This is a genomic window from Thalassospira sp. B30-1 (assembly GCF_015767575.1).
Lineage (GTDB): Bacteria > Pseudomonadota > Alphaproteobacteria > Rhodospirillales > Thalassospiraceae > Thalassospira > Thalassospira xiamenensis.
Genome location: NZ_CP065232.1, coordinates 98,755 through 118,048, shown reverse-complemented (window position 1 = coordinate 118,048; position 19,294 = coordinate 98,755). Strand labels below are relative to the sequence as shown.

17 protein-coding genes are annotated in these 19,294 nt (G+C 54.0%); 12 read left to right on the top strand and 5 right to left on the bottom strand.

The genetic code is table 11. The annotated features are described in order from the left end of the window. Window positions 1-7: 7 nt before the first annotated feature. Window positions 8-1,567: a 2-polyprenylphenol 6-hydroxylase gene (gene ubiB / locus IT971_RS00540; RefSeq protein ID WP_037989415.1), complete on the bottom strand. Its 1,560-nt coding sequence runs from the start codon at window positions 1,565-1,567 to the stop codon at window positions 8-10. Window positions 1,568-1,578: 11 nt separating this feature from the next. Further along, window positions 1,579-2,352 (bottom strand): bifunctional demethylmenaquinone methyltransferase/2-methoxy-6-polyprenyl-1,4-benzoquinol methylase UbiE, encoded by a 774-nt coding sequence (gene ubiE, locus IT971_RS00535; RefSeq protein ID WP_063093242.1) that lies wholly within the window; start codon window positions 2,350-2,352, stop codon window positions 1,579-1,581. 144 nt (window positions 2,353-2,496) lie between these two features. On the opposite strand from ubiE, the gene IT971_RS00530 reads away from it, so the two are divergent. The 3 genes from IT971_RS00530 (at window position 2,497) to IT971_RS00520 (ending at window position 6,696) form a co-directional block, all read left to right on the top strand. Beyond that, the gene (locus IT971_RS00530) at window positions 2,497-3,141 is read left to right on the top strand and encodes a phosphoribosylanthranilate isomerase (RefSeq protein WP_007091847.1); all 645 of its coding nucleotides are present in this window, start codon (window positions 2,497-2,499) and stop codon (window positions 3,139-3,141) included. 109 nt (window positions 3,142-3,250) lie between these two features. Next, window positions 3,251-4,222 carry an ion transporter gene (locus IT971_RS00525; protein ID WP_007091846.1) on the top strand — a complete coding sequence of 324 codons (972 nt, stop codon included), beginning with the start codon at window positions 3,251-3,253 and terminating at the stop codon, window positions 4,220-4,222. Between the two features lie 251 nt (window positions 4,223-4,473). Then, window positions 4,474-6,696, top strand: a complete 2,223-nt coding sequence (locus IT971_RS00520) for an anthranilate synthase component I (protein WP_063093243.1) — start codon at window positions 4,474-4,476, stop codon at window positions 6,694-6,696. Window positions 6,697-6,822: 126 nt separating this feature from the next. Here IT971_RS00520 and IT971_RS00515 read toward each other — a convergent pair whose 3' ends face one another. Continuing rightward, on the bottom strand, window positions 6,823-7,440 hold the full coding sequence (locus IT971_RS00515; protein WP_007091844.1) for an RNA methyltransferase: 618 nt from the start codon (window positions 7,438-7,440) through the stop codon (window positions 6,823-6,825). Between the two features lie 266 nt (window positions 7,441-7,706). Here IT971_RS00515 and IT971_RS00510 point away from each other — a divergent pair, with 266 nt between their 5' ends. The 4 genes from IT971_RS00510 to IT971_RS00495 all read left to right on the top strand — a co-directional run bounded on the left by IT971_RS00510 (window position 7,707) and on the right by IT971_RS00495 (window position 10,918). Continuing rightward, the gene (locus IT971_RS00510; protein WP_037989411.1) at window positions 7,707-7,904 is read left to right on the top strand and encodes a CsbD family protein; all 198 of its coding nucleotides are present in this window, start codon (window positions 7,707-7,709) and stop codon (window positions 7,902-7,904) included. A 122-nt stretch (window positions 7,905-8,026) separates the two neighbouring features. Then, on the top strand, window positions 8,027-8,233 hold the full coding sequence (locus IT971_RS00505; protein WP_063093244.1) for a DUF1289 domain-containing protein: 207 nt from the start codon (window positions 8,027-8,029) through the stop codon (window positions 8,231-8,233). A 75-nt stretch (window positions 8,234-8,308) separates the two neighbouring features. Continuing rightward, the gene (locus IT971_RS00500; protein WP_063093245.1) at window positions 8,309-9,082 is read left to right on the top strand and encodes a HugZ family protein; all 774 of its coding nucleotides are present in this window, start codon (window positions 8,309-8,311) and stop codon (window positions 9,080-9,082) included. 210 nt (window positions 9,083-9,292) lie between these two features. Then, window positions 9,293-10,918, top strand: coding sequence for a phosphoenolpyruvate carboxykinase (locus tag IT971_RS00495; protein ID WP_063093246.1), 1,626 nt, complete (start codon window positions 9,293-9,295; stop codon window positions 10,916-10,918). Window positions 10,919-11,470: 552 nt separating this feature from the next. Here IT971_RS00495 and IT971_RS00490 read toward each other — a convergent pair. Beyond that, complete coding sequence (locus IT971_RS00490) at window positions 11,471-13,156, bottom strand: EAL domain-containing protein (protein ID WP_037989404.1); 1,686 nt, start codon at window positions 13,154-13,156, stop codon at window positions 11,471-11,473. A 427-nt stretch (window positions 13,157-13,583) separates the two neighbouring features. Here IT971_RS00490 and IT971_RS00485 point away from each other — a divergent pair, with 427 nt between their 5' ends. From IT971_RS00485 to IT971_RS00470, 4 genes are all read left to right on the top strand, one after another. Further along, complete coding sequence (locus IT971_RS00485; protein ID WP_063093248.1) at window positions 13,584-14,282, top strand: pyrimidine 5'-nucleotidase; 699 nt, start codon at window positions 13,584-13,586, stop codon at window positions 14,280-14,282. 191 nt (window positions 14,283-14,473) lie between these two features. After that, window positions 14,474-15,319 (top strand): 2,3,4,5-tetrahydropyridine-2,6-dicarboxylate N-succinyltransferase, encoded by an 846-nt coding sequence (gene dapD, locus IT971_RS00480; RefSeq protein ID WP_007091836.1) that lies wholly within the window; start codon window positions 14,474-14,476, stop codon window positions 15,317-15,319. 143 nt (window positions 15,320-15,462) lie between these two features. Next, entirely contained in the window at window positions 15,463-16,608 is a 1,146-nt protein-coding gene (gene dapE, locus IT971_RS00475) for a succinyl-diaminopimelate desuccinylase (protein ID WP_063093249.1), read from the top strand. Between the two features lie 40 nt (window positions 16,609-16,648). Continuing rightward, window positions 16,649-17,734, top strand: a complete 1,086-nt coding sequence (locus IT971_RS00470; protein ID WP_063093250.1) for a 2OG-Fe(II) oxygenase — start codon at window positions 16,649-16,651, stop codon at window positions 17,732-17,734. Window positions 17,735-17,762: 28 nt separating this feature from the next. On the opposite strand, the gene IT971_RS00465 is transcribed toward IT971_RS00470, so the two are convergent. After that, a complete protein-coding gene (locus IT971_RS00465) occupies window positions 17,763-18,443 on the bottom strand; it encodes a TetR/AcrR family transcriptional regulator (protein ID WP_063093251.1) in 681 nt (226 codons plus the stop codon). A 170-nt stretch (window positions 18,444-18,613) separates the two neighbouring features. Between IT971_RS00465 and IT971_RS00460 the strand changes: the two genes are divergently transcribed. Continuing rightward, window positions 18,614-19,282 carry a glutathione S-transferase family protein gene (locus IT971_RS00460; protein ID WP_063093252.1) on the top strand — a complete coding sequence of 223 codons (669 nt, stop codon included), beginning with the start codon at window positions 18,614-18,616 and terminating at the stop codon, window positions 19,280-19,282. Window positions 19,283-19,294 lie beyond the last annotated feature (12 nt).

Genomic DNA, 19,294 nt, shown 5'->3' with positions numbered 1-19,294 from the left:
CCGTCCTCTATTTGACGAACAGGGCGACAGCAAGTGCTGCAATCGCGACCCAAAGCAGGATGGATTGCTTGGAAACTCCACCGGAACTGCGCTGCCCGTTTGACCGGCCACGCATCGCGGCAACCGTATCAGGATGCAGGCGTAACCCCTGATCGGTAAAGACAGCCGATGCCTGTTCGGCAGCCTCAAGAACGCGCGGCAACCGGCGCAACATGGTCCCTGCCTGTCGGGTGGCCTCGGCAATCTTTGCTTCCGGGCCAAGGTTTTCACGCATCCATTCCTCAATCAGCGGACGCGACAATTCCCACATATTCTCGTTCGGGCTTAAAATACGCGAAAGCCCCTCGGCGACAATCATGGTTTTCTGCAACATCAGAAGCTGCGGCTGGGTTTCCATCCCGAAGGTTTCGGTAATCTGGAAAAGCTGCCCCAACAGCCGCCCGACCGAAATATCGGCCAGTTCCTTGCCCAGAATCGGCTCGCCGATGGAACGGCACGCCTGCTGGAAATTTTCAAGCGACTGGTTACGTGGGACATATCCCGCTTCGAAATGCACCTCGGCGACACGGCGATAATCACGCGTCAGAAAGCCAAGAAGCATTTCTGCGAGGTACAGGCGCGTCTGACGGTCAACACGCCCCATGATCCCGAAATCAACGATGCTGACCTTACCGGTTTCGTCGACAAACAGGTTGCCCGGATGCATATCGGCGTGGAAGAAGCCGTCACGGAAAACCTGTTGGAAAAATGCCCCCGCCGCCTTCGCCAGAAGGGCGGAGCGATCAACACCCATGCGATCCAGGGCTTCGACATTGTCGATGCGAACACCTTTGACCCGTTCCATGGTGATCACATGTTCCGCCGTCCGTTCCCAATCGATCTGCGGCACATAATAAGTCGGATCAGCCTCGAAATTATCGCGGAACTCGGATGCTGCCGATGCTTCAAACCGCAAATCCATTTCAAGATGCACGCTGTCTTCCAGCGTCTTGATGGTTTCAACCGGTTTGAGACGACGCAAGCGCGGTTGCGTCAGTTCGGCAATCTCCGCCACCCAGTAAAACAGATCAAGGTCACGGGCAAAGCGCGTCTTGATATCCGGGCGCAGCACCTTGACGGCAACTTCTCGCCCATCGGACGTGGTGGCAAAATGCACCTGTGCGATGGATGCCGCCGCAACAGGCGTATCATCAAACTCGGAAAAAAGGGTTTCAAAAGGCCCGTCAAGCTGTTCGGTAATGATCCGCTTGGCAATCTTGGCCGAAAATGGCGGCAATCTATCCTGCAGGCTTGATAAATCAGCCGCAACATCATCCCCGATCAGATCGGCACGCGTGGCCAGTGTCTGGCCAAGCTTGATGAATGCGGGGCCCAATTCTTCAAGCGCACGGGCCAACCGGCGCCCCGGCCGCAAATCGGATCGACGTGAAAATGGTGCTGTCAGTCGGGCAAAAAACGCCAGAACCTTTCCACCCGGCACAAGGGCAAGTGGAAACAGCGCATCATGACGCGCCAAAGTCCTAGCCATTCCAAGCAGTCGAAAGCTGTTGCGAACGAACCGTATCATTCAGTCGCCACCTATACCCGCCAGCCGGAATGAATGGCGGCAATACCACCGGAAAGATTGCGATATTTCACCCGTTCGAACCCGGCATCGCGGATCATGGATGCAAAAGCTTCCTGATCGGGGAACTGACGGATGCTTTCGGCCAGATACTGATATGCTTCGCGATTCCCGGCAATGAAGCGACCGATTTCAGGCAAAAGCTTGAAGGAGTATGTGTCGTAAAGTTTATCAAACCCCGGCACCACCACCTTGGAAAACTCTAGACACTGGAATTTTCCACCCGGTCGGAGCACACGATAGGCTTCGGAAAGGGCTTCGTTAATCCGCGTCACGTTCCGAATACCAAAGGCAATGGTATAGGCATCAACCGAATGATCGGGCAGTGGCAGTTTCTGCGCATCGCCAACAGTCCAGTTGATGTTTTTCAGCAACCCGTGATCCACCGCGCGATCACGACCGACATGCAGCATTTCATAGTTAATGTCGCACACCGTGACAGAGCCGCCACCATTCTTCAGGAACCGGAATGCAATGTCCCCGGTGCCACCGGCAACGTCCAGCAGCTTCATGCCCGGACGCGGCTTCAGCTCGTTGATGAACGTATCTTTCCACAAACGGTGTACACCGCCGCTCATCAGATCGTTCATCAAGTCATATTTGGACGCGACAGTATCGAAAACCTCACGCACCATGGATGCCTTCTGGCTTTCCGGAACATCCCGAAAACCGAAATGGGTTGTCTTTTCGCCGTTTTCGCCCCCGGCTGGGCCTGTGTGCTTGCTCATGGCCGGGAAAATAGCGCAGCAACCGCCATCTCGCCAGTGGAAAGCCACCTAAATTCGCAAATATCCTGTTGGTCGGGATCACTTTCTGCTAGGACCAAATGACTTGGACGGAAGTTTGAATTGGCTACAAGACAGGACACTCCGATGAGCTGCATGGTCAAAATCTGTGGAATCAATAGCGAAGACGCCGCAATGGCCGCGATGAGTGCCGGTGCAGATGCCTTGGGCTATGTTTTTTTTCCACCAAGCCCGCGTCACATATCGCTTAACGGCGCCACTACTTTGACCGAGCGCGTACCGGACAGCATCCTTAAGGTTGGCCTGTTCGTTGAAGCTGGTGACGAAGCCCTTGAAAACGCGATCAAGGCCGGTCGCCTTGACGTGATCCAGATGCATGGCAAGGAAAGCCCGGAACGGGTCGCAGAAGTAAAAGAAAAATTCGGTCTGCGCGTCATGAAGGCCGTTTCGGTCAGTACGTCCGATGACATTGATGCCGCTGCGGCAAACTTCGATGGCGTCGCCGATTTTCTGCTTTTCGATGCCAAACCGCCCAAAGAAAGCATTCTTCCCGGCGGCAACGCCGTCAGCTTTGACTGGACACTTCTGACCGGGCGCAGTTTCAAAAGCAGCTGGATGCTCGCCGGTGGGCTTGACCCTGATAATGTCACCGATGCGGTACGCATTTCCGGTGCACCATGGGTTGATGTATCGTCTGGCGTTGAAAAGACCAAAGGCGTGAAAGACGCACGCAAGATTGCCGATTTCATTCGCGCGGCAAAGGGTTACTAGCACCCGACCGCGCTGTATCAGCATCTTCTTTAACCATTTCTGAAGCGATCCCCGCAATTATCGGACGATTGCGGGCGGTGTTTGGTGCCCCGTTAGCGTATGGGGTCAAATGGAAAGAACGCTTCGATCAAAAGTTCAGAATTTGCTGCATGGGGTCGACCGTCAATCACGGGTGTCATTGACGGTACATCTGATCCTTGCTTCGTTGATCGTGATCAATGTTATCTGCGTCATTCTCGACACCGTTCATGAATTGGCCGAACAGTTTTTTATACTGTTTCTGGTCATTGAGCTGATCTGCACGGCGATTTTCACAGTTGAATATGTCTTGCGCGTATGGTCCGCCCCCGATAACCCGGAATTTTCCGGAAAATGGGGGCGTTTGCGTTATATGCTGCGACCAATGGCAATGGTTGATCTGATTGCGATCCTTCCGGTCTTCTTGCTGTTTTTCACGTCGATTGATCTGCGGTTCATCCGCATTGTCCGTCTGCTTCGGCTTTTGAAATTCACCCGCTATTCTACCGGCCTTGAACTGATGCTGATGGTGTTTCGTCAGCAGATGGGCATCTTTGGTGCCGCAAGCGCAGCGCTGGCCTGCATGCTGGTTTTCAGCGCCGGCGCCATTTATCTTGCTGAACACGAAGCCCAACCTGACGCATTTGGCAACCTGCCCAGTGCCCTTTACTGGAGCGTTATCACCCTTGCCACCGTCGGTTACGGGGATGTCGTACCAATCACAGCACTCGGTAAAATCATCGCAAGTCTGATTTCACTAACGGGTATCGGCATCGTCGCGGTGCCTGCCGGTATTCTGGCATCCGCCTTTTCCAGTGAACTGCGCCGCCGCGAAGAGGCCTATCGCCAACAAGCTGCCCATCAGCTTTCGGGAAAACGCCTGACCGAGGCCGTGCGAAAAAGGCTGCGATCACATCAGGACGAACTTGGCATCAGCGATGAACAGGCCCAGTCAATCATATCCGACATCCGCGACATTCATCACAATCACGAAGACGATCTTTTGTCCTGTCCACATTGCCATAAACCGCTTCGTTTCGAAGTTTCCGAACCGGGCGAATAATCGTCTGATCAAAATGCTTGACGCCCGCCTGATCGCTGATCATAGTTTGATGCATGAAAACACACGGCATGAACCCGATCCTTATTTCCAATCGTTGGTGGTGGTCCGCATAAGCGGGCGGCCAATTATCATGCCCTGAAACAACCGGCCGCCTGATCCTCGCAGGCGGCTTTGTGTTTTCAGACCTTTTTCCTATCTGCTGAAAAGTCACATTGCTCCTGCGGCAGCGCCCCGCAAACGGAGTATTTGACGTGACCAACCCGACTTCTGAAACCAGTAGCGAATATCGATATACCACCGATGGCGGCATCGCCATTATTCGCCGCCAGACAGAAATCACCTATGAAAATGCCACCGAAAGCCTGATCGACGCGCTTGATCGGACCAAGGGTGTTTTGCTGTCTTCAAGCTACGAGTTTCCGGGTCGCTATTCGCGCTGGGACATGGGATTTGCCAAACCACCGCTGGAAATCACCGGACGGGAACGCGGCTTTGCAATCCGGGCGCTTAATGATCGCGGCCAGGTGCTTTTGCCGGTGATTGAAAACGCCCTTGCCGATCATGCCCATATAGAAGGCCTGACCAAAGGCGATGACGGGCTTTACGGCTATGTCGGCAAAGCCGCGGCTTGGTTCCCGGAAGAAGAACGCAGTCAACAACCCAGCCTGTTTTCCGTTGTCCGGGCCATTCGCGATCTGTTTGCCCACAAGGGCGAGGAACGTTTGGGTCTATACGGTGCCTTTGGCTACGACATCGCCCTTCATTTCGAACAAATTGCACTGACCCAGGACCGCAGCAGTGATCATAAGGATGTCCATCTTTACCTGCCCGATCAGATGATTACAGTCGACCATGCGTCCAAGGTCGCGACCCTTTTTGAATATGAATTCATTGCACCAGATGGCCATAGTACCGCCGGGCTCGACCACATTGCCCAGGATCACCCGCCATCCCATGGTGCAAACGGCATCGTAGAAAATGATATGAAAGACGGCGAATACGCCGCCGTCGTCGATGAAACCAAACCACGATTTGCGCGCGGAGAACTGTTTGAAGTCGTGCCAAGCCGCGTCTTTCGGACCGAATGCAAAACGGCCCCATCGGAAATCTTCCGCCGCCTTAAACGCCGAAATCCGGCACCTTATGGTTTCTTGATCAATCTTGGGGACGGTGAACACCTGATCGGAGCATCGCCGGAAATGTATGTCCGCGTCACCGGTCAACGTATTGAAACCTGCCCGATTTCGGGCACCATCGCGCGCGGTCGCGACGCGATCGAGGATGCGGAAAATATCCGAACCCTTCTGAATTCGGCCAAGGAAGAATCCGAACTGACCATGTGCACCGACGTTGATCGCAACGACAAGGCACGCGTCTGCAAACCGGGCAGCATCCGAATTCTTGGCCGTCGGCAGATCGAAATGTATTCCCGCCTGATCCACACGGTCGATCACGTCGAAGGCCGCCTGCGCGAAGGCTTTGATGCGCTTGACGCCTTCCTGACGCATTGCTGGGCTGTGACTGTCACCGGTGCCCCCAAACGGGCCGCCATGAAGCATATTGAAACCGTCGAACGCAGCCCGCGCGCATGGTATGGCGGCGCAATCGGTGCGGTTCTGTGTAATGGCGATCTTAATACCGGCCTGACATTACGTACTGTACGTCTCAAGCAGGGTGTCGCCGAAGTTCGCGCGGGTGCGACATTGCTGTTTGATAGTGAACCTGCCGCCGAAGAAGCAGAAACCGTGTTGAAGGCATCGGCCATGATTGATGCCGTCACCCGTGACGCCAAGGACGAAACCGCCATTGATCCAAGCGTCTCGGGCGTCGGCAAACGGGTTCTTTTGATCGATCACGAAGACAGCTTTGTTCAAAATCTTGCCAGCTATATCCGTGCAACCGGTGCCGAAACGTTAACGCTCCGGCCCGGTTTCCCGGACGAAGCCTTTGACGATTTCAAACCGGATCTGGTGTTCCTGTCCCCGGGACCGGGGCGGCCTAATGATTATGGTCTGGGCCAAAGCATCGAACGTGCCCTTGCCGCGGGGCTTCCGGTCTTTGGTGTTTGTCTTGGTTTACAGGGGATTGTCGAATTTTTTGGTGGATCACTTGGTCAACTCGACACACCGATGCATGGCAAACCGTCTAAGGTGAAACTGGACCCGTCTGATCCGTTGTTTGAAGGTCTTCCCGATGAAATCGTTGTTGGGCGCTATCACTCGCTATTTGCCGACCTGGCAAGCCTGCCTGCTGACCTTAAAGTCACCGCGCGCAGCAATGACGGTGTGGTTATGGGGATACGTCATCAAAGCCTGCCGATCAGCGCGGTTCAGTTCCATCCCGAGAGCCTGCTGACCCTGCAAGGCGATGTCGGAATGCGGATGATTGCCAACCTGCTTCGCAACCCGCACGGCATTCTGCCCGAAAAGGCTGAGATTTTCGATGGTGATGAAGCAACAGTCCAAGCCGCCTGAAGCGATACGATAGACCGGATTACCTGACCCATCCCCCTGCCATCGACCTCCCCCTGTCGATGAAACCGGGTCAGGAAAATGCGACGGCCGCGCCCCTCCCTCGCGGCCGTTGCTTCATTTCATGCCTTAATCGTCGTCGTCATCCAGCGTCCCGTCGATCACACTGTAATCGGGTGGCGGAGCCTGACGAAACTTTTCCGGATCGGCTTTGCGTTTGTCACGCGTGCGCGAAATCCAGCCGCCATAAAAGGCTTCCGGCTTTGGTTCGGTCGGCGCACCAGCACGTACCGGGCGCGGGGCGAACCGGCCCAGACTGATCAGGCGGTCATACATCACGATATTGGCAGCAATCGCGACATTCACGCAGAAGCTCATCGGGATTTTGATGATGAAATCGCACTGATCCTGCATTTCCTGCGACAGATTTCCGCGTTCCGGGCCAAGAATATAGGCCGCGCGCGACGGGTGTTTGAAACTTGGCAGTTCAATCGCATCAGGTGTCAGTTCGACACCAACCATCCGGCATCCATCGGGCAGGAACAGATGATCGTGATCCGGGAAGTGATAGTAGGGCATCTGCTCGGACGCACGTGATGTGTCGGCCACATTGGCCCGTTCATCACGAAAATCCGCATCCACCGTAAAGGCAAAGCTGGCACCAAACGCATGAGCGGAACGAAACAGCGTGCCCACGTTAAAGGGCTTGCTGGCCCCTTCGATCCCGATCCCGAAATATCCGCGCATATTGTCCTCCGTGCTGCACGCCGATGGTGCGCTCACACACACTCCAATGAAAAAACTGGCTCGGCTATACCCCTCACAGGCGAATATGGCAAGTCAGCGGGCCGCACCCCTGCCCCGGCAGAGGAAGCAATCCGGGCATCGTGGAACAAAAAACACTCCGAGCCGTTTTATGATCAGGCAACCGGAAAAGCAGCATGCCATTGGCATGCAGATAAAATTTCCGGACCGAACGAGCAAACAATCCGAAAGAAACAGGAGAACACCTGATGAATTGGGACCAGATTGAAGGCCGTTGGAAACAGATGCGTGGTCACGTCAAGCGCGAATGGGGCCGCCTCACCGACGATGATCTTGATGAGATCGAAGGCCAGCAGGAAAAACTGGTTGGCTTGGTTCAGGAAGCCTATGGCGTTAAACGCGAAGAGGCCGACCGCCAGGTCCGCAACTGGTTTGACCGCCTCTAGGGCTTTCATCCCCACCAGATTACCACACATAAATAAGCCCGCCGGATTATTACCCTCTTGATCCTGGCGGGCTTTGTGTTTTCTATGCAGGCAATCAATCCTGTTACCAGATTTGGAAAATCATGCCTGTCAAATCCCCCTGCATTGGCGTTTGCGTTCTTGACCCCGCCGCTGGCTACTGCACCGGATGCTTTCGTACGGGCGACGAAATTGGTGCATGGATGGGCATGAGTGACGGCAGCAAGAAACGGTTGCTGGAAACCATCCGCAAACGGCGTCTTTCGACCACTTCCGCGCCGCTGATTACGACCGGGGACAAAGACCTGTAACCCAGCCAGACCAGACATTGCGGACGGCAACAACCAATCCTAAATAAAAACCCTGATCATCAAAGGGGCGTATGCATGTCGAGCCTTGCACAGCAAAACGGAAATGCAGCGGCAGAACTCCGGCGCATGACGAGACGTTCCTTACATGCCGTGATGGCTACAACCGCCTGTGATCACAAACAGGTCGGCGATGGCTGGCCGGTGACGTCAATCGTTGTCCCTGCTGCGCATATTGATGGCAGCCCCATTCTGCTGATTTCCGATCTGGCGGATCATACCCGTCATTTACGACGTGATCCGCGTCTGTCGCTTCTTTTCACCGACGGCAATATCGATGCCGGACAAAGCGAGCGGATCGATACGGATAATGCCAGACTGACGATCTTTGGCCGGGCCGTTGCCGATCACGCACCGGAAACACGCCAACGCTACCTTCAAACCCATCCCGATGCCGCCCAATATGCCGATTTCGCCGATTTTGACTTTTACCACGTTGCGGTAGAGGCGGTTTACTGGGTTGGCGGGTTTGGCAAACAGCGCCGACTAACGGGGAACCAGTTTGTGATTGATGGCTGCCAACCACTGATTGATGGCCATGATGAAGTCATTTTCCACATGAATTCCGATCATGCCGATGCGATAGCCGACATTGTCGAATATTTCACCGATCAGGATAAGAATGACGGTTGGAAAATGGTCGCCATTGATTGCGATGGAATGGATTTGGAATGCAATTCTGCCGATTCCCGACCTTTGCGGGTCAACTTCACCGAAACAATCCGCAACCCCGGCGAAGCGCGCGACATTCTGGTCGAAATGTGTAAAAAATCGCGCGGTCAGGTGTCCTGAATTTGGCAACGAAGATTTAATTATCACTTTCGAAAGGTGACTTTTCGCAAACGCAAAAACGTCTACGTTTTCCTTGGTATTGAGCCAAAGGACAGGTTGCTTTTGAGACACCTTTGTAACAATATGTCGCGACGCAAACGGTTAACCCACATACCGATTGTGTAGAATTGACTATTAACCCCCAGACTCAATTCCCACCAGGAGAGATCCGTGCTGCAATCAGGACCCGTTGTCAGCCGTGTAGGCCTTGAAACCCATGGCCTCAAGAATCTTGGCGCCGTTCACTGGAATTTGGACGCTGCCGGCCTCTACGAACATGCAATCCGTCGTCAGGAAGGTAAAATTGCCAAGGGTGGCGCATTTGTTGCGCTGACAGGCGAGCATACCGGACGTTCCCCTCTGGATCGCTTTATCGTCGAAGAGGCAAGCACCAAGAATGACATCGACTGGGGCGACGTTAACCGCCCGGTCAGCCAGGAAGTGTTCGAGCGCCTGTATCAAAAAGTGCGCGCTTACTTCCAGGGCACCGAACTGTTCGTTCAGGACTGCTATGCCGGTTCGGATCCGCGTTTCCGCCTACCGGTTCGCGTGATCAACGAAAATGCATGGCACAATCTTTTTGCGCGCAACATGTTCATTCAGCCGCAGAAAGAAGAACTTCGCGACTTCGCACCGGAATTCACCGTTCTGCACGCTCCTGGCCTGCAGGCTGATCCGGAAGTCGACGGCACCCGTTCCGAAGTATTCGTCGTCGTTTCGTTCGAACGCAAAATGGTGATCATCGGCGGCACCTGGTATGCCGGCGAAATGAAGAAATCGATCTTCTCTGTTCTTAACCATATTCTTCCGGCCAAAGGCGTCATGCCGATGCATTGCTCGGCCAATATGGGCAAGGACGGCGACACCGCGATCTTCTTTGGTCTGTCGGGTACCGGCAAAACCACCCTGTCGGCCGACGCATCACGCACGCTTATCGGCGACGATGAACATGGCTGGGGTGAAGATGGCGTCTTCAACTTCGAAGGCGGCTGCTACGCCAAGGTGATCAAGCTTTCCAAAGAGGCAGAACCGGAAATCTATGCCACAACCCAAACCTTCGGGACGGTTCTGGAAAACGTTGTGATGAATAAGCAATCGCGCGAGCTTGACCTCGACGATGCCCGTCACACCGAAAATACCCGCTCAAGCTATCCGATCGAATTCATCCCGAATGCATCGGAAAACGGTCGTGGTGGTCACCCGAAAAACATCATCATGCTCACCTGCGATGCGTTTGGCGTTCTGCCGCCGATCGCCAAGCTGACCTCGGCACAGGCGATGTACCACTTCCTGTCGGGTTACACCGCAAAAGTTGCCGGCACCGAAAAAGGCGTCAAGGAACCGACCGCGGCGTTTTCCGCCTGCTTTGGCGCACCGTTCATGCCGCGTCATCCGTCGGTTTATGCCAAGCTGCTTGGCGAACTGATGGAAAAACATCAGGCAAATTGCTGGCTGGTCAATACCGGCTGGTCCGGTGGTGCGTATGGTGTCGGTTCGCGCATGAAAATCGCCTATACCCGCGGCCTTTTGAACGCGGCGCTCAATGGCGAACTCGAAAATGCCGACTTCGCGACCGACCCGTATTTTGGTCTGGCATACCCGACCGCGTGTGGTGACATCCCCGCCGAAGTCCTTAACCCGCGTGAAAGCTGGTCGGACAAGGCTGCCTATGACAAAGCCGCCGCGAACCTGACCAGCCTGTTCGAAAAGAACTTCGCGAAGTTCGAAGAACATGTCGCGGCCGACGTTCGCGATGCTGCAATCCGCAGCAACGCCGAAGTAAAAGCCGCCGAGTAAGGCAACTGACACCCGTTATTTCAGAAAGGCCGGTGCATGCATCGGCCTTTCTGCTGAAAACAGAAAATTGATTCTCGTTTCAACTGACGGAACTGTCCGAGCTGTGCCGTCCTAAAATACGTTGACGTTTTTTCCTGAAGCCAGCGGTCGATCATCCGCTGGCTTTTTGATGCACGCTTTCTGATGTTTGCATTGCCAGAGCGATCTGCGTGCAACACTGGCAAAGCTGCGTGCGCAGAAAGCCGATTTGACCCAATCGGTGCTTTTGATGGAAGAGATGGGGCAGACGCAAGTGGTTGTCGGCTACAATTTTCAGTCGGCGGTAGATGACCCCCACGGACTAATTGCCCATCACGCGGTGACACAGGCGACATCGTACCAGAACGAATTAAATAAACATTCTGGGGGTCAAAAACATCATCGAAAGGCTCTCGCTCTTCCCGGCAAAATGAAAACACTCTCGCTTATGCAAAACCCCGCTAACAATCTAACGGGGTTTTGACACAGGCTCAGAATGGCGACCTTTACGGTGACTAACTGATACTGAACTTACTACCGTTTGGGATCATTAATATTGCGCCAGTAAAGCGTAATGTCCTTTTCGGGCTTACCGAAAAGATATCCTTGGGCATAGTCAAAACCGACCTTGGTGACCATTTCGCGCATGGTTTCGGTTTCGATCATTTCGGCCACGACCTCGACCTTCAGTTCATGACAAAGATCGACCAGCGATTTAAGGAATGCACGGCCTTTGGTTGCCTTCAATGACTGCCGGATCGATTCCCCGTCTATTTTGACATAATCAACATCCAGCGCACTGAGATATCGGAAATTCGATGCTCCTGTACCGAAATCATCCAGACAGATTTCAACACCAAAATCGCGGAACCGTGAAATCCAGGTTGATGCGGTATCGATATCCGTAATCTCGGCCGTTTCGGTAATCTCGATCATCAACTGCCCCATCGTGTCGCGATTGCGTTCAAACAGTGCAATCACAGACCGGCAGAAATCCGGGTTTTCGATGCTATGACCCGAAACGTTGACCGCCACACGGGCATCGATGCCCTCGTCCAGCTGGTTACGGATCCATTTGAGGGTCCGGCGCATCATCGCCAGATCCAGCCTGTGGATCATATTGACCTGTTCGGCAAAGCTGATCAGTCGTTCCGTCGGAATAAGATTACCATCGTCATCATAAAAGCGCGCCAAGACCTCGAAATGATGGATTTCCGCAGATGGTAACCGCACGATCGGCTGATAAACCGCATCGAATTTCAGACGGTCAACCCGCATGCCGAAATCGCGCATTGCCGAAAAGGTATCATTCACCAGATTGGGGGTCTGCCCTATCAGGCGCGAAAATGTAAATCCGTGCTCCTGCCGGTCACAGAACCGGCGGATAGAATAAAGCACCCCGCGAGCAAGATCGCCAGGCGGGATCATTTCGGCCGTAAAGTCGGTAACGGACGTGGAAATCTCCACCCCCTTGCCTTCCGGATCGGCGTCCCGCGCACAATCGGCAATCCGATCTTCAAGTTCGCCAACCGGCACATCGGGCCGGTGCAACATACCGAACTGATTGCCATTCAGGCGGCCCGCAGTATCCCCGGCAACGGAATGCGCCCTTAGAAATGCACCGATACTGGACAGCATTTCATCACGTTCGATCTGCTCCATGCGTTTGCAAAGCGGATCAAAGGCATTCAATGTCATCAGGGTAAATTTGTGTTCTGCACCGGTTTCGCGTTGCGCCATCAGGCGTTCGGTCACCACCCGGGACAGGCTTTCCTCGTCCATCAGTCCGGTTGCCTCATCGCGCCTGATTGATCGCGCCACATCATGGGGTAGCGTATTGATCGCAACGCGCAGGGCAACAAAGAAATGATCGCCAAGATCGGGCAGGAAATAACCACTCATGGAAACCGGGGCGCTTAACTGCTCATCCGGGCGAATAAACCGCACCTGGATATTGTCCATACGGCCGCGACGGCGCGCCACATACAGCATTTCCTGAACCAGCGGCCGGAATTGCGGGGCCAGAACCGATTGCAGACTATGTCCTTCAAGGTCGGCTGCGGACCGGCCCATCATGCCATCTGCCGCCCCGGATGCGAACACGATCCTCAGATCGTCATCCAGTTCAAGCAGAAGATCCCCCCACACAAACGCAAGTGCAGCGAAACGATTCCGTTCGTTCCGAAGTGCCGTCGTTCGACTTTTGAGAAGCTTTTCCAAAGGGTCCTCTTGCGCTGCCTCGAAATCCTTGCGCCTTCCTGCCCCCAATTCAGGAAGTCACATCATCCGCAAAGACGAATTCGCCTATCATCTGCATGGCACCCTTAATAACGCCTTTACAGCACCGACAGATTTCGAACTTCGCGAATACATTTCCGGGTGCGTAACGCGCCGAAATTCGGAACATTCCCCTGGCACCGCCCGGCTCCAAACACAGATTGACTATATCTTTGTTCAGGCTGCGCTTTTTAAACCCCTACCCCGAATTATTCGAGCCTGAAATTGTTGCAAAAACCGCATGCCTACAATGCTGCATTGCGAAATCACCGTCGGCACCTTTGCAAACCGGATGTAATCCCATAATAAAGAATGTCGTGAACGCCGCGTAGCTTTGTGCCGCCATCGCCCATAACCGGAATGCTTCAACATGCCCTCGATCGTTTCTGCCACTGCTGTCATTCCGCGTATTGCGCCGGACAATGTCCTGATCTTTGATCTCGACAACACGCTCTATCCCTCGGCATGCGACCTGTTTTCGCAGGTCTCGAATCTAATCGGGCAATATGTGCGTGATACATTACGGATTCCGGCGGACGAGGCCTATGTGATCCAGAAAAGCTATTTTCACCGCTATGGCACGACGCTGCGCGGTCTGATGACCGAACATGACATTGATCCGGCGGATTACCTTAACAAGGTTCACAATATTGATCTGTCCGTGATGGATCCTGCGCCGGAACTGGCGGCTGCTTTGGATGCGCTGCCATGCCGCAAGGTAATCTTCACCAACGCATCGCGCGGGCATGCCGAACGGGTGATGGATCGCCTTGGCATTGCCAGCCATTTCGAAACCATCTTTGACATCGTCGACGCCGACTATATCCCCAAACCCGAACGCCAGCCCTATGACCGATTGCTTGCGCGCGATGCAATTGATCCAACGCGCGCGATCTATTTCGAAGACATGGCCAAAAATCTGCTTCCGGCAAAGGACATGGGCATGACGACCGTATGGGTCCATACTGACGAGGAATGGGCGCAGGTTGGCCGCGACGATCCCAGGATCGACCACGAAACCAACAATCTGGTGCATTTCTTACGCGAACTGGGCAAGGGTCCGGCCTAAAACCGGGTTCGGGCAAATTTGTCATGGTTCCAAGATTGAGCTTGGTGCCGTGATCGGGTAATTCTTGCGCGGGTCAGAATCAGGGAACCCAAAAGCCGGAACTAAGTAAACTGGCGGAGTTGACTTCACAGCAGGCTTTGACCATTCTCCGCCCGACATGAAATTAAGGCTGACCGCAAGGACTTCTGAAAATGGACAGAACAGAACTTGAAGGCGTGATCAACGTCGCATGGGAAAACCGCGACGAAATCGGCTCCGCCACCCAGGGTGAAATCCGCAAGGCCGTCGACCAGACGCTTGCCGCACTTGATAGCGGCAAACTGCGTGTTGCCGAAAAGACAGACGGCAAGTGGATTGTCAATCAGTGGGCCAAGAAGGCGGTTCTTCTGTCCTTCCGTCTCAATGACATGACCACCATTTCCGGCGGCCCCGGCGAAAACACCAACTGGTGGGACAAGGTCCCGTCAAAATTTGAAGGTTGGGGTGAAGCCGAGTTCAAAAATGCCGGCTTCCGCGCCGTACCGGGCAGCATCGTGCGCCGTTCGGCCTATGTCGCACCGGGCACCGTTCTGATGCCGAGCTTTGTGAATCTTGGTGCCTATGTCGATACCGGCGTGATGGTCGATACTTGGGCAACGGTCGGTTCCTGCGCACAGATCGGTAAAAACGTTCACCTGTCGGGTGGTGCCGGTATCGGTGGCGTGCTTGAGCCCCTTCAGGCCGGTCCGGTCATCATCGAAGACAACGCTTTTATCGGGGCGCGCTCGGAAATCGTCGAAGGTGTTATCGTCGAAGAAGGTGCCGTAATTTCGATGGGTGTGTTTATCGGCGCATCAACCAAGATCATCGACCGCACCACCGGCGAGACCTTTGTAGGTCGCGTTCCGGCATACTCGGTTGTGGTTCCGGGCAGCATTCCGGGCAAGCCATTGCCCGATGGCAAGCCGGGACCGAGCCTGTATTGCGCGGTCATCATCAAACGTGTGGATGAAAAAACCCGTTCGAAAACCTCGATCAACGAATTGCTGCGTGACTGATTTCTGTCACCGGATTTGCCAATGATCTATAAGGGGCGAAGCGGAATGCCGTTTCGCCCCTTTGCACATCAAATGTTTCACTTGAAACATCCATGATGGATTTTTAATCCTACTCGTTCATCAAGAAGCCAAGAGAATATCAAATGTCCGCCGCCCTTGATCTTGCCCAATCCCTGATCCGCTGCCCGTCCGTTACCCCTGCGGATGCCGGTGCGCTTGATGTCTTGCAGACAGCCCTTGAAGCACGCGGTTTTGACTGCAAACGAAAAGTGTTTCACGAAGACGGCTGGGACAGCATAGACAACCTTTATGCGCGGCTGGGAACCAAAGGGCGCAATTTTTGTTTTGCCGGGCATACTGATGTGGTTCCGGCGGGCGATGTCGCGGCTTGGACTGTTGATCCATTTGGTGGCGAAATCAAGGATGGCCGTCTGTTCGGGCGCGGCGCGGTTGATATGAAAACCAACATTGCCTGTTTCGTTGAATCCGTTGACGCCTTTCTGGCGACCCATCCCGATTTTGACGAAAGCATCAGCTTCCTGATTACCGGTGATGAAGAAGCCGATGCGGTGAACGGCACGATCAAGCTGCTGGACTGGTGTGACAAGCATGGCGAGAAACTTGATGTCTGCCTTCTTGGCGAGCCGACCAATCCGACATATCTCGGCGAGATGATGAAAGTCGGTCGCCGCGGTTCCATTACCGGCTGGCTGACGATCTATGGCGCGCAGGGTCATGTTGCCTATCCACATCTGGCAGATAACCCGGTACCGCGCATGTTAAAGGTCCTCAATGCTCTGACCACGCATGAACTCGATCAAGGCACCCCGCATTTCCAGCCAAGCAATCTGGAAGTCACCACCATCGATGCCGGGAATCCGGCGACCAACGTGGTTCCGTCAAAGGTCAGTGCTGCATTTAATATCCGTTTCAATGACCTGCATCAGGGCGTCGATCTGGAAAAATGGATCCGTGAAACCTGTGCTGCACATGCCGGTCCCCATGACCTTAAAGTCAAGATTTCCGGCGAAGCCTTTGTATCCAAGCCGGGCAGACTGGCAGCCCTTATTTCCGATGCCTCGGAAAAAGTCACCGGCCACCGACCGGATATGAGCACAACGGGTGGCACTTCGGATGCGCGCTTCATCCACAAATATTGCGAAGTCGCGGAATTTGGCCTTGTCGGGCAAAGCATGCACAAGGTCGATGAGCATGCGATGATTGATGATATCGAAAAACTGGTCGTGATTTACGCCGATATTCTTTCGGGGTACTTTGCGAAAGTCTGAGAAAGGCCGGATAGATTTAAATGGATCGGGGATCAGGGAAATGGCAGAGACACCGAAGGCCGCAACCAGTTCAATTCGGATTGCCAAAGGTGACATTGTCCCGAAAATCGTCCTGCCCGATACCGCCGGACAAACGGTCGACCTGACAGATCAACTGATCGCGGGAAACACACTTGCGCTTTGGTTGCTGGATGAAAAACCGACCAAGGAAACATGGCAGGAAATTGATCGGTTTCTCGATCAGGTCGCGGGTTGCGAGACCCTGACTTTTCTGATCATCGGCGGCACTAAAAGCCCCAGGAAGGCAGCAAAGTCAAACGCCAAGGCAACCGAGCTTTATGACGCGGAAAACGCGGTCAAAAAGCTGTTTGGCGTTACTGGCCCCTCAATGCTTCTGATCGATCCAAATCATCGGCTGGTGTTCAACGCATCGTTTGCGGATGTTGATAACGGCATTGACGTCTGCAAGGCAATCCACGCCGGAAGCAAATCAGACATGATCAATCGCCAGGCACCGGTCATGTTGCTGCATGACATTCTGGAACCGGAATTGTGTCAGGAACTGATTTCCTATTGGGAAGCCGGTGAAAAGCGTGCGGATGGTGTATCCAAGGGGACGGAAAACAGCAGCACGGCGAAATCCGACATCAAAAAGCGCAATGACGTTGTCCTTCTGGATGAAGTGCTGTTTGAGAAAGTCAAAAGCCGACTTGTGGGGCGGGTTATCCCGGAACTGTTCAAGGCATTCCAGTTCAGAACGGCAAGCATGGAAGCCCTAAGGATCGGGTGTTATGACGCCGCCGACAAGGGACATTTCGGTCGCCACCGGGACAATCGCACCGCATTTACCGCACATCGTCGATTTGCGGTGTCGCTAAACCTGAACCCGGTAACTTACGAAGGCGGGCAGGTTCGTTTTCCCGAGTATGGTCGCGGCCTTTACGCGCCGCCTGCCGGGGGTGCCGTCGTATTTTCCTGTTCACTGTTGCATGAAGCAATGCCGGTGACCAAGGGACGCCGGTTCGGGATATTTACTTTCCTAACCGATGAAGCCGGTGCGATTGCGGAACAGAAAATGATTGCACAACGCAAAGGCCAGGTTGCACCACTTGCGATGAAACGCTGATCAAGGCCTAGACCGTGTTTTCAGCCGGTCAAAGCACCGCATCAGTTCTGCTTTTCTGAGGTGATTTAAGCCGCGGCACCGTTTTTCGCACCGAGCTGAGGATCAGTTCAGCAGTTTCATCATCAACCGCTCGTCCAAGAACCATTGCGCCGACCATCATCGACAGCATCGCGGTCGCATTGATGCGGTATTCCTTGCTGATTTCATCAAGTGGCGGGTTTTCAAACCATTCATCGGCTTCTTCGCGGGTCATCGGGGCTATACCGCGTTCTTCGAGTGCGAGTTTTCCGGCAAGCCTGCCACACGCCCCGCGGATCACCTTGGAAAAGGCTTTTTGCGCCCGTTCGCCCGACCGGGCAACTTCGGTTGAAAGCGTCGGCAACGCACATCCCTTGCCGGGATGATTGAGGTGCTGGTTCGACAGATAGAGATCAGCAAAAGCCGTGGTCCAATCAAGGCCGAATTTTTCTGCTTTGCGCAAACGCGACAGGATCGGTTCTGACAAAAGGTTAATACCGCTATCTACAGTGGCGACAAACAGGTCTTCCTTGTTTTTGAAATGCGCGTAAAACCCGCCGCGCGTCAGTCCCGCATTGGCCATCACCTGATCGATCGTCACATTTTCATAGCCGACCGTTTTGAAAAGCTTGGCTGCTGATCGGATTATTTTTTGCCGCGTCTTTGGTTTGTGATCCGGACTGTAAGGCATGATCTGGCTCCGATTGAGGTGACGGGAAACAAGGCTCGCACATTTTTATAATATGTTCTTGAACATATTATGTCGTGCGTAATCCTGTTGACAACTCTCGCGCAGCGGGGCGCTGATTCAGAGCCGCGCAACCGCAACGACACGCCACTACAGATGCAAAGGATTTTGCGATGTCCAAGGTGATCATCTACGGCATGCCGCGCAGCAGTCTCTCGCGCACGGTACGGATTGCCTGTATCGAGAAACAGATTTCGTTCGAGTTCCGCACCAAAGGCATTCAATCCCCAGGCGCAGAGCCGACACCGGAATTGCTGCAATTCAATCCGTTCGGCAAGGTACCTGTTCTGGTTCATGACAATCTGGTTCTGTACGAAACCAGTGCGATCTGCCGTTACATTGATGATGCGTTTGACGGGCCACTATTGCGCCCGGTGCGAAAGGACAAAGTGGCGCGCATGGAACAATGGATCAGTGTCGCCACGACGCGGCTGGATACACAAATCCTGCGGCAATTTGTCATCCCGATGGTTTTTGCCGATACAGAACAGCGCAATGACCTGGGTTTTGCGGTCCGAATGAAGCGCATGGGCGATCTTATTGCTCATGACCTTAAAATTCTTGATCCGCATTATGATGATGGCTGGTTATTCGGCCAGCGTTTCACCATTCCAGATATGCTGATCATGCCCATGATCCACTATCTCAAAGCAATGCCCGGGGGACCGGAAATTCTGGCAGAAGTACCAAATCTGGATACGGCGTTCAAAAATTTTCAGGCACGCCATTCTGCGGCTGTGACCGACCCGCTGTTACCGGACCGCATTTTGCGGACGGCATAGAGGCCCCCCGCA